Here is an 11,250-nt window from a genome sequence, read left to right on the forward strand (position 1 = left end):
TCATTTGTCTTCACTCCTTATAATTCTTTCGTCAGAACTATTTTGAGTGTAGCACAAATGACTTTTTTAGTTGTCTAGCTTAATTTTACTATCGGCGCAATAAAAAAATCCTTGTTAGTTTCATCAATAAGACAGAGAAACCTAACAAGGACTGTTTAGATTAATTGTTTCTATTTAAAATAGACACAAACACATTCTGGAGCATAGACATCTTTTTGAATCATTTCTAGAAGACCTGTTGCTTCATCACGACGATAAAGGGTTAGGTTATCAGTGTTTTGGTTTGCAGCAACAACAAATTTTCCAGAAGGATTTAGATCGAAATCACGAGGGATTTCACCTTCTGTAGAAATTAGTTGAATACGATTTACAGAAGAACCATCTTCTGATACGGCAAATACTGCAATAGAGTCATGGCCACGATTTGAGGCATAAACAAATCGCCCATCAGCAGAAATACGAATCGCTGCACCACCATTAAATTCATTAAAGCCTTCTGGTAAGGTAGATGTTTTTTGTACTTGTGTAAATGAGCCATCGTTGGCATTGTAAGCTAAAACAGTGACAGTGCTATCTAATTCTCCAAACAAGTAAGCAAATTGATTATTCGGATGGAAAACCAGATGGCGAGGACCTGTTCCTGGTTCAGCAACGTACTGAGCAACTTCAGAAATTTTCCCAGAAGCTTCCACATTATATGTGTAAACACGATCAGTTCCTAAATCACAAACGACAAGACGATTATCGGGAGTCAGGTCGGTATAATGTACATGAGCGTTATCTTGATTTTCATGGGGTCCAGTAGCTTCATCATGAGTGACTTTATCAGCATCTTCTAAGCGACCATCTTTTAAAATGCGATAAACATGAACGATTCCTTGGTGATAATTTGCACCAAAAACCAATTGTTTTTCTTCGTCAATTGCAACGTAACAAGGTGGTGCACCTGCTTCACTGACTTTATTTAGTAATTCAAAGTTACCAGCAACGTCTTTGTATGCCGCCATGCCGCCTTCACCATCAACTGAAGTGACGTTGAATAATTCATTTTTTTTACTGACAGCCAAGTAAGTTGGGCTTGTTTCTTCTAATAATAATGTTGCTTCAGAAAGAGTCTCTTTTTCTGTGTCTAAAGTTATTTGATAAATTCCTTTACTGTCACGACGAGTGTAGGTTCCTAATAAAATTTGTTCAAGCATAAAGTTCCCTCCATTTTTTAGAAAAACTAAACCATTGAGTTCAGTAGGCAGAATGAATCTGCCTTTTCCAATAGTTGATTCTTTTTTCTTACTTATTATAGCACAAGTATCCTTTTGTAATGAAAAAAATGTAAATCTCAGGTTCGCAATTTCACATGATTTATGCTATCATTATTGGAGACTGCGATGACAGTCAGTTTTTATTTTTAGAGGGGTGACAATACATGTACGACAACACAAATAATAATGGTACAGTGCGTTGTTCTTTTTGTGGGAAGACCCAAGAAGAAGTGAAGAAAATTGTTGCTGGACCAGGAGTTTACATTTGTAATGAATGTATCGACTTATGTAAAGAAATAATTGATGAAGAATTTTACGATGAAGCCGTACGTGAATTTACAGATGTTCCTAAACCCCAAGAAATTTTGGATGTCTTAAACGAATATGTTATTGGACAAGACAGAGCGAAACGTGCGTTAGCTGTTGCAGTCTATAATCATTATAAACGTGTAAATCAATCAGAAAATGCAAGTTCTGACGGAGTAGAATTACAAAAGAGTAATATTTGTTTAATTGGACCAACAGGCTCTGGGAAGACATTTTTAGCACAAAACCTTGCCAAAACATTGAATGTTCCATTTGCTATTGCAGATGCTACAAGTTTGACAGAAGCTGGTTATGTCGGGGAAGATGTTGAGAACATTTTATTAAAGCTGTTACAATCTGCAGATTACAATGTAGAACGAGCTGAAAAAGGAATCATCTATATTGATGAGATTGATAAGATTGCTCGTAAAAGCGAAAATGTTTCTATTACCAGAGATGTTTCTGGTGAAGGGGTACAGCAAGCGTTATTGAAAATATTAGAAGGAACTGTTGCAAGTGTGCCACCACAAGGCGGACGGAAACATCCACATCAGGAATTTATCCAAATTGATACAACTAACGTATTATTTATTGTGGGTGGAGCTTTTGATGGGATTGAAACGATTGTTAAGAACCGTTTGGGAGAAAAGACAATCGGTTTTGGAATGACTAATAAAGTAATCAGCGAAGATGAAAGTGTCATGCAACATATTATTCCTGAAGATCTTTTGAAATTTGGATTAATTCCTGAATTTATTGGCCGTTTACCTGTCACTGCTGCTTTAGACAAATTAACGACAGATGATTTAGTGAGAATCCTAACTGAACCCAAAAATGCTTTGGTGAAACAATATCAAAAACTTCTAGCATTAGATGATGCTGAATTAGAATTTGAACCAGAAGCATTGAAAGCAATTGCCGCAAAAGCAATTGAACGTAACACAGGGGCACGAGGATTACGCTCAATTATTGAAAGCATTATGATGGACGTCATGTTTGATGTACCATCAGATGATAATATCAAAAAAGTGATTATTACAGAATTGGCTGTAGAAGGCAAGGGAAAACCGGTCCTTGTTTATCATAAGAAAAGTAAAAAAGCAGGATAAAATAGGATTGCAATGGAAAGAGGTTGGGACGGAAGCTGTTTCTGTTCCAGCCGCTTTTTACTGATTTAAAAACATATCAATTAATGTTAGGAGGTTGAAAGATGAATGTTCATAATGCAGAAATTATAATTAGTGCCGTTTCTCCAGCTCAATATCCTGAAACTGACTTGCCAGAAATTGCATTAGCAGGAAGATCTAATGTAGGGAAATCTTCGTTTATCAACACTTTAATTAATCGAAAAAATTTGGCAAGAACCTCTGGAAAACCAGGGAAAACACAAACCTTGAATTTTTATTTGATTGAAGATGCTCTTCATTTTGTGGATGTGCCTGGATATGGTTACGCTAAAGTATCAAAAACTGAAAGAGCAAAATGGGGACAGATGATTGAAACCTACATAACGACTAGGGAACAGCTAAAAGCAGTTGTCTCCTTGATTGATTTACGTCATCCACCAACCCAAGAAGATATTCAAATGTATGAATTTTTGAAATACTACGATATTCCAGTGATTATTGTAGCAACAAAGTCGGACAAAATTCCTCGTGGAAAATGGAATAAACATGAAAGTGTTATCAAAAAAGCGTTAAACTTTGATAAGAAAGATGATTTTATTCTTTTTTCTTCTCAAACTAAAAATGGAAAAGAAGAAGCTTGGCAAGCGATCGAAAAATATCTTTAAAAAATGAGTTGCATCAGATTGGAATACTCTCTTCCTTGATGCAACTCATTTTATTTCTCTTTTTTCTGGTCTTCTTTTTTTGTGTCTTTTTTAGTCACTTGTTTTTCTAACTCTTCAATAGGCATTTCCTTTTTCTTCGGATCTGTCGCAAAAGAATCAAATAATTTATCTAAATCATTCGAACGTTCAAATTTTAATCCCATCTTTTATTGCCTCCTTTATCTATTCATAGTTTAGCATCCTTTGGAAACTTTGAATAGCCTTCACCTTATTTTTTCATAAAAAAGTCTTACTTCAATTTTATAGACTTGCAATCGCAATAAAAAGGATGTATAGTTTTTTCGAATATAGAAAAGAGGCAATTGTATGGCAAAAAATTTATTTGTAGGAACCGTTCGAGTATATCAACGCTATATTTCTCCAGCGTTAGGACCAAGATGTCGTTATGAACCTACTTGTTCGCAGTATATGATTGATGCAATCCAGACCCACGGGAGTATTAAGGGACTCACGATGGGAACAGCTAGAGTGTTGCGCTGTCACCCATTTGTTAAAGGGGGTATCGATTATGTTCCGTTAAAATTTAGTTTAAGACGAAATCCAGATGAGGAATATCATGGCCCATATAATTATAGAAGAGACAAGAAAAAAACTACTGATTTAAAATGAAAGTAATTGAAATAAAAGATAGAGGGGAAGAGACCATTGAATATTTTAGCGTTTGATTTAGGGGGTACTGCTGTTAAGCATGGCATTTGGAATGGAAAGGATATAGTGGACAAAGGGCAATTTAAAACACCTGAAACATGGAGCGAAATGAAAGCGTCTTTATTGGCTGTTTTTAATGAAAAGGAAGACTTAATTGAAGGTGTTGCTTTCAGTGCGCCAGGGGTCGTTGATGAAACTAGACAAATGATTGGTGGAATTTCAGCAATTCCTTACATTCACAGATTTAATATTTTTCTTGAGCTAGAAGAACTGTTTCATCTTCCTGTAGCGATTGAAAATGATGCTAATTGTGCAGGTCTGGCAGAAATACATGAAGGTGCAGCGAAAGGAAATAGTGAAGTTGCTTTTGTTGTGGTTGGGACTGGCATTGGTGGAGCTATTTTTCATCAAGGAGAACTAGTGAAGGGAACTCATCTTTATGGAGGTGAGTTCGGTCTCATGTTCTTAGATCATGGGAAAACATTTAGTGAACTAGGAACTGCGGTTCAGATGGCAAAACGATATTGTAAACGAAAAGAGTTAGAAAAAGATAGCGTTTCAGGGAAAGAAGTTTTTGAACTAGCTGTATCAGGAGATTCTATTGCTAAAGAAGAAGTAGGGCATTTTTATGACTATCTAACAAAGGGCTTATTTAACATTCAATTTTCTTTAGATCCAGAAGTGATTGTTCTTGGTGGTGGTGTTTCAGCAAAACAGGAATTGATAGAAGAAGTAAATCAACGAATGGAAAAATTAGTGTCTCATTTTAAATTGAAAGATTTCACTCCTAAAATAGTTAGTTGCCATTATCAAAATGATGCTAATTTAGTTGGTGCAGCAGCTAATTTTCTTTCAAAAAAATCTTAAAAAGAAATAGTTTATAAAGTTTACAAAGAAGAGGAGTAGCTCCTCTTTTTTTGTATGCTTTTTTTGGTAATGAGGCCCCGAAAATAAGAAAAGCGCTTAGTAAGAAGAGCTATATTTATACCATATTATTTGTGAAGGAACAAACTAAATGGCATAGTAAATAACGAAGTTTTTTTTGCGAGTCGAATTATAGAAATTTTCTGAAAATTCATTGACTTTTTCTGTTTTTTTTATTATATTTGTATACATACTCTTTGCTATAATTTAGCTTATGAGATCACAAGGAGGTAACAAGATGAAAAAATTTAGTTTTTTACTTGCTAGTATGTTCTTGCTGACAGCATGTGGACCTGCTGCAGGCGGTGGAGGCACTGCAAAAAGTGATGGAAATAAGGTTGAGGGCGATACAATTAAAATTGGGATGAATATGGAGCTTTCGGGAAATGTTTCGGCATATGGGAATGCTGAAAAAGAGGGGATTGAGTTAGCTGTTGAAGAAATTAACGAAGCTGGCGGAATTCTAGGAAAAAAGATTAAGTTAATCGAAAAAGATAACAAATCTGAAAACGGAGAAGCAACTTCTGTTGCAGCAAACCTAACGTCTAAAGACAAAGTAGTTGCTGTTGTGGGGCCAGCAACATCGGGCGCAACGAAAGCTACTTTACCAAACATGACGAAAGCAGGGGTTCCAGTGATTACGCCATCTGCAACCGATGATAGCATCACTGTTGAAAATGATAAGGTACAAGAATATGCTTTTAGAGCTTGTTTCCAAGATACTTTCCAAGGGGTTATCTTAGCAAACTTCGCCCAAGATAATTTGAAAGCGAAAAAAGTAGTCATCATTGGTGACAATTCAAGCGATTATGCTTTAGGGTTAACAAAATCATTCAAAGATACTTTTAAGGGTGAAATCGTAAAAGAAGAAACATTTACTGCTGACGATAAAGATTTTCAAGCAATTTTAACTAAAATTAAAAACTTAGAATACGATGCAATTTACATTCCAGGGTATTATGCAGAAGCTGGTTTAATTATTAAACAAGCACGTGAAATGGGCATTGAGCAACCTATTTTAGGCGCTGATGGTTTTGGTGATGAAAAATTAATTGAAATTGCTGGTGCAAAAAATGTTTCTAATGTTTACTATACAGGACACTTCTCTGAAAAAGCACCTGCAACAGATAAAGTAGTACCTTTTGTAGAAGCTTTCAAAGAAAAATATGGTAAAACACCTTCTGCATTTAATGGATTAGGTTATGATTCAGTATACATGTTGAAACAAGCAATTGAAGATGAAGATTCCGCTGATTCAAAAGCGATTACTAAAGGATTGGCTTCATTAAAAGATTTTGTTGGTGTTACAGGTAAGATGACAATGGATAAAAATCATAATCCTGAAAAATCAGCTGTAGTATTAGGATTAACTGAAGGGAAAGAAACTTCAGCAGATCCAGTAAATCCATAAAAGAAAGATCACAATGTAAAAGCAAGGTAATCTTCTTTACCTTGCTTTTTCTATCTCTTATACTAGGAGTATACGGAAGGTTTCACAAAATAATTATTATAGAGTATTGGAAGTGATGTACTATGGGAATGGAAGAATTAATTCAACAACTTGTGAACGGCTTATTTCTAGGAAGTATCTATGCATTACTGGCATTAGGCTACACAATGGTATATGGTATTATCAAATTGATTAACTTTGCTCACGGGGAAATTTATATGTTAGGCGGCTTTTTAGGTTATTTCTTTATTAATCAGCTAAAGCTTGGTTTTTTTCCAGCACTACTCTTAGCGATGGTGGGCGCGGCAGTGATTGGGGTAGTCATTGAATTTCTGGCGTACCGTCCACTAAGAAAATCGACGAGAATTGCTGCTTTAATTACAGCAATCGGTGTTTCTTTCTTAATTCAAAATGTAATGATCTATCAATTTACTGCTAACAAACGATCATTTCCACAAGCAATTGAGTTTAAAAGTTTCAAATTAGGATTTATTGAAGTGTCAAATATTCAACTACTTATTTTGTTTACAGCACTTATTCTAATGATTTGTTTGCAACTGATTGTAAAGAAAACAAAAATGGGAAAAGCGATGCGCGCAGTGAGTGTTGATGCAGATGCAGCTCAATTAATGGGAATCAATGTGAATCGGACGATTTCCTTTACGTTTGCACTAGGTTCAGCATTAGCAGCAGCAGCAGGTATGCTTATCGGCTTGTATTATAATTCTATTGACCCCATGATGGGTGTTGTTCCAGGATTGAAATCCTTTGTTGCAGCAGTTTTAGGTGGGATTGGTATTATTCCAGGTGCTGCGTTAGGTGGATTCGTTATCGGTTTGCTGGAAACAATTACAATTGCTTTAGGTTTCTCAGATTATCGGGATGCAGTAGTTTATGGCTTACTAATTGTCATTTTACTTATTCGTCCAGCAGGAATTCTTGGGAAAAATATTAAAGAGAAGGTGTAGGTGAATAGAATGAAAAAGAATTTGAAATATAATCTAATCTGGCTTCTATTTGCCGCTATTGTTTATGGAATCATTTACGCATTGTACTGTACAGGTGTAATTACTCCATTTTTGGAGTACACATTAATTACGATTGGTATTAATATTATGCTAGCTTTAGGTTTGAATTTAATTATTGGTTTTTCTGGCCAATTTTCATTGGGTCACGCTGGTTTTATGGCGATAGGGGCCTATAGTGCTGCAATTATGTCGGTAAAGTATCCAACAATGGGTGGCTTCTTAAGTGGTATTTTAATTGGGATTGTTTTATCAGGTGTTGTCGCTTTAGTTGTTGGGGTTCCGACTTTAAGGCTAAAAGGAGATTATCTCGCCATTGCAACTCTTGGAATTTCTGAAATTATTCGGATTGTTATCATTAATATGCGAGAGATCACGAACGGTCCTGCCGGAATTTTTGGCATTCCACCAATGGCAAGTTGGTCATTTATCTTTGGATTTGTTGTCATAGTAACCTTAATTACTGTAAATTATATTCATAGTGGTCCAGGGAGAGCAACGATGGCTATTCGTGAAGATGAAATAGCTGCTGAATCAATGGGAGTGAATACAACAAAATATAAGGTGACAGCTTTTGTAATTGGTGCTATCACCGCGAGCATGGCTGGTGCTATCTACTCAAGTTTTGTTCAAACGATTGCTCCAAAAGACTTTGGTTTCATGAAATCAATTGATATTTTGATTATTGTCGTTTTTGGTGGCATTGGTAGTGTCACTGGAACGTTTATTTCAGCTATTGTATTAGGAATTCTAAATATGTTTTTACAAGATGCGGGAGCGTTGCGGATGATTATCTATGCACTTGCTCTGATTGTTATTATGATTTTTAAACCGGGTGGATTACTAGGTACATGGGAATTCTCTGTAAAAAGGTTATTTGAAAAAACTAATAAAAAGGAGGATGACTCTAATGCCTCTATTGAACGTTAAAAATTTAACAAAAAATTTCGGTGGTTTAGCTGCTGTCTCTAATGTTAATATTACGCTAGAAAATAATGAATTAGTAGGACTAATTGGTCCAAATGGTGCAGGAAAGACCACGTTATTTAATCTTTTAACGGGTGTGTATGAACCGAGTGAAGGAACGGTTACCTTAGATGCTGAAGGCAAAGAACAATTGCTGAACGGTATGAAACCATATAAAATTGCTGATTTAGGTTTAGGTAGAACTTTTCAAAATATTCGTTTATTTAAAAATTTAACTGTGATGGATAACGTATTGATTGCAATGAACAGTAAAAACAAAGAGGGTATTCTGTCTAGTATTTTAAGGTTGCCTATATTTTATAAAAAAGAAGAAGAAATGAAGAAGAAAGTATTGGAACTATTAGCTATTTTTGGCATGGAAGAAAAAGGACAAACATTAGCTAAAAATCTTCCTTATGGGGAACAAAGACGTTTAGAGATTGTTCGTGCTTTGGCAACCCAGCCTAAAGTGCTCTTTTTAGATGAACCTGCTGCCGGAATGAACCCACAAGAAACTGCGGAGTTAACGGCACTTATTCGCAAAATACAAGAAGAGTTTCAAATTACTATCCTATTGATTGAACATGATATGAGCTTAGTAATGGATGTTTGTCAGCGAATTTATGTGTTAGAGTATGGTCGGGTTATTGCCGAAGGGGAACCAGAAGAAATTAAAAATGATCCACGAGTGATTGAAGCGTATCTTGGAGGTGAACTATAATGTTAACAGTTGAGAATTTATCCGTACATTATGGGATGATCCAGGCGGTAAAAGAGGTAAGCTTTGAAGTAAAGCAAGGTGAAATAGTTTCATTAATAGGAGCGAATGGGGCTGGTAAAACAACGATTTTAAGAACCATATCAGGGTTGAACCGTCCATCTAGTGGCAGTATTACATTTGAAAACCAACCAATTCACAAGGTGGTTCCGCAAAAAATAGTAGCTGCTGGACTTTGCCAAGTACCTGAAGGAAGACATATTTTTTCTGGTTTAACCGTTCAAGAAAATCTAGAAATGGGTGCTTTTTTAAGAAAAGGAAATGAATTAAAAGAGGACTATCAGATGGTTTTTGAGCGTTTTCCGATTTTGAAAGAACGTAAAAATCAAGATGCTGCGACATTGTCTGGTGGGGAACAACAGATGCTTGCAATGGGCAGAGCATTAATGTCAAAACCTAAACTGTTACTTTTAGACGAGCCTTCAATGGGCTTAGCACCAATTTTTATCAAAGAAATTTTTAATATTATTCAAGAAATTCAAAAACAAGGAACGACTATTTTATTGATTGAACAAAATGCAAAAATGGCATTATCAATTGCCGATAGAGGATACGTTTTGGAAACCGGTCAAATCGTTCTTAGTGGAAGTGGCGAAGAATTATTGAACAGTGAAGAAGTTAAAAAAGCATATTTAGGAGGTTAGTAGCATGAGTGTAAGTGATTTTATGACACGTAATTTAGTAGTGGTACAACCAGAAACAAAAATATTTGATGCTGTTGATTTAATGAAAAAGAATGATATTCATCGTTTACCTGTTCTAGAAAATGGTCAATTGGTTGGGATTATTACTGAAGGAACCATTCAAGAAGCGATGCCTTCAAAAGCGACTAGTTTAAGTGTTTACGAAGTAAATTACTTGTTAAATAAGACTGTTGTGAAGGATGTTATGGTCAAAAATGTATTGACGATTCACCCAGATGCCTCTTTAGAAGATGGTATTTTTGAAATGCGTCAGAATAATGTGGGTGTCTTACCAGTTGTGAATAAAGATGGAAAAGTTGAAGGGATTATTACGAATAATGACATTTTTGATGCTTTTTTAAAAATTGCTGGTTATCATGATGGTGGTACACGTGTACAAATCAGAATTTTAGAGGATCATAAAGGAATTTTAGCCAATATCACGAAGCTTTTAGCCGATAGTGATTTTAGTATTTTAACTGTTATTGTGAATCATAAAGAAACTGAAACGATTATTGAATTACAAGTTAAAAGTCAAGAATCAGATAAAATCAAATCAATTTTGTTAGAAGCAGGTTACGATGTTGTTGAAATAATGCTTATGACAAAAAAATAGTTAGATCATTTTTTACTTTTTTACTTTTAAAATGTACTAAGAGCTTAAGAAGCATCTATTATAAATAATAGGTGCTTTTTTTTACAGAACATGATAATATGAAACTTTGGAGGGATAGATATGTCAAAGAAAAATAAAGATATTGAAGTTAGAATTGAAGAAGAAGTTGGAAATTATAATGGTCAAAAAGTTGAAATAAGTAAATTATTTATTGGAAAAAAAGAAATTGGACAAGTAATCCCGCAAGATGCAAAAAAAATGATTGTGACGATTGATGGTCGTAATGAAGCAACGGTTAAAACTATGAATGAAGCGGTTGAATACATTATTAGACAATGGAATTTAAACGATTAAAAAATAAATAACACTTTTTTTCAAATAATGCTTGCAATTTTGTTCAAAATTTTGTATTATAACTAAGTCAGGTTTTTTACTAAACTTTGATTTGTTGGAGGAATAGCGAAGTGGCTAAACGCGACGGACTGTAAATCCGTTCCTTAGGGTTCAGTGGTTCGAATCCACTTTCCTCCATTTATATTGGGGTATAGCCAAGCGGTAAGGCAACAGGTTTTGATCCTGTCATGCGTTGGTTCGAATCCAGCTACCCCAGTCTTTAAAGAACAACTTTCATTGAGAGTTGTTCTTTTTTTGTTTGCCCGGCATGGTCAAACTCTAACGGGTTAAAGTCCCGAGTACGTCCAAGTAACGGAAAGTACCTAGTCGAAAACAAGGGTGTCCATGGT

General features: G+C 35.2%; 13 protein-coding genes and 2 tRNA genes. 13 read left to right on the forward strand and 2 right to left on the reverse strand.

Annotated features, from left to right (window positions below; genetic code table 11):
- Window positions 1–170: 170 nt before the first annotated feature.
- A complete protein-coding gene (locus BCR26_RS14725; protein ID WP_069699732.1) occupies window positions 171–1,199 on the reverse strand; it encodes a lactonase family protein in 1,029 nt (342 codons plus the stop codon).
- Window positions 1,200–1,423: 224 nt separating this feature from the next.
- On the opposite strand from BCR26_RS14725, the gene clpX reads away from it, so the two are divergent.
- Window positions 1,424–2,674, forward strand: coding sequence for an ATP-dependent Clp protease ATP-binding subunit ClpX (gene clpX, locus BCR26_RS14730; protein ID WP_069699733.1), 1,251 nt, complete (start codon window positions 1,424–1,426; stop codon window positions 2,672–2,674).
- Between the two features lie 101 nt (window positions 2,675–2,775).
- Entirely contained in the window at window positions 2,776–3,357 is a 582-nt protein-coding gene (yihA, locus tag BCR26_RS14735; protein ID WP_069699734.1) for a ribosome biogenesis GTP-binding protein YihA/YsxC, read from the forward strand.
- Window positions 3,358–3,407: 50 nt separating this feature from the next.
- Here yihA and BCR26_RS18595 read toward each other — a convergent pair whose 3' ends face one another.
- The gene (locus BCR26_RS18595) at window positions 3,408–3,560 is read right to left on the reverse strand and encodes an SPJ_0845 family protein (RefSeq protein WP_169818900.1); all 153 of its coding nucleotides are present in this window, start codon (window positions 3,558–3,560) and stop codon (window positions 3,408–3,410) included.
- A gap of 163 nt (window positions 3,561–3,723) precedes the next feature.
- Here BCR26_RS18595 and yidD point away from each other — a divergent pair, with 163 nt between their 5' ends.
- The 11 genes from yidD to BCR26_RS14790 all read left to right on the forward strand — a co-directional run bounded on the left by yidD (window position 3,724) and on the right by BCR26_RS14790 (window position 11,117).
- Entirely contained in the window at window positions 3,724–4,026 is a 303-nt protein-coding gene (yidD, locus tag BCR26_RS14740; protein ID WP_069699735.1) for a membrane protein insertion efficiency factor YidD, read from the forward strand.
- Window positions 4,027–4,062: 36 nt separating this feature from the next.
- Window positions 4,063–4,932: an ROK family protein gene (locus BCR26_RS14745; protein ID WP_069699736.1), complete on the forward strand. Its 870-nt coding sequence runs from the start codon at window positions 4,063–4,065 to the stop codon at window positions 4,930–4,932.
- A 295-nt stretch (window positions 4,933–5,227) separates the two neighbouring features.
- Entirely contained in the window at window positions 5,228–6,400 is a 1,173-nt protein-coding gene (locus BCR26_RS14750; protein ID WP_069699737.1) for an ABC transporter substrate-binding protein, read from the forward strand.
- Window positions 6,401–6,528: 128 nt separating this feature from the next.
- Complete coding sequence (locus BCR26_RS14755) at window positions 6,529–7,407, forward strand: branched-chain amino acid ABC transporter permease (protein WP_069699742.1); 879 nt, start codon at window positions 6,529–6,531, stop codon at window positions 7,405–7,407.
- Window positions 7,408–7,416: 9 nt separating this feature from the next.
- A complete protein-coding gene (locus tag BCR26_RS14760; protein WP_069699743.1) occupies window positions 7,417–8,394 on the forward strand; it encodes a branched-chain amino acid ABC transporter permease in 978 nt (325 codons plus the stop codon).
- On the forward strand, window positions 8,375–9,151 hold the full coding sequence (locus tag BCR26_RS14765) for an ABC transporter ATP-binding protein (protein WP_069699738.1): 777 nt from the start codon (window positions 8,375–8,377) through the stop codon (window positions 9,149–9,151). Before BCR26_RS14760 ends, BCR26_RS14765 begins: the two co-directional genes overlap by 20 nt.
- Window positions 9,151–9,852: an ABC transporter ATP-binding protein gene (locus BCR26_RS14770; RefSeq protein WP_069699739.1), complete on the forward strand. Its 702-nt coding sequence runs from the start codon at window positions 9,151–9,153 to the stop codon at window positions 9,850–9,852. The genes BCR26_RS14765 and BCR26_RS14770 overlap by 1 nt, the downstream gene beginning before the upstream one ends.
- Window positions 9,853–9,856: 4 nt before the next feature.
- Entirely contained in the window at window positions 9,857–10,507 is a 651-nt protein-coding gene (locus BCR26_RS14775) for a CBS and ACT domain-containing protein (protein WP_069699740.1), read from the forward strand.
- Window positions 10,508–10,627: 120 nt separating this feature from the next.
- Complete coding sequence (locus BCR26_RS14780; protein ID WP_069699741.1) at window positions 10,628–10,861, forward strand: DUF2969 domain-containing protein; 234 nt, start codon at window positions 10,628–10,630, stop codon at window positions 10,859–10,861.
- Window positions 10,862–10,957: 96 nt separating this feature from the next.
- Window positions 10,958–11,038 (forward strand) — tRNA-Tyr (locus BCR26_RS14785).
- Window positions 11,039–11,045: 7 nt separating this feature from the next.
- A tRNA-Gln gene (locus BCR26_RS14790) sits at window positions 11,046–11,117 on the forward strand.
- Window positions 11,118–11,250: the final 133 nt, after the last annotated feature.

Origin of the sequence: Enterococcus rivorum, from assembly GCF_001742285.1 — a bacterium.
Taxonomy (GTDB): Bacteria; Bacillota; Bacilli; order Lactobacillales; family Enterococcaceae; genus Enterococcus_L; species Enterococcus_L rivorum.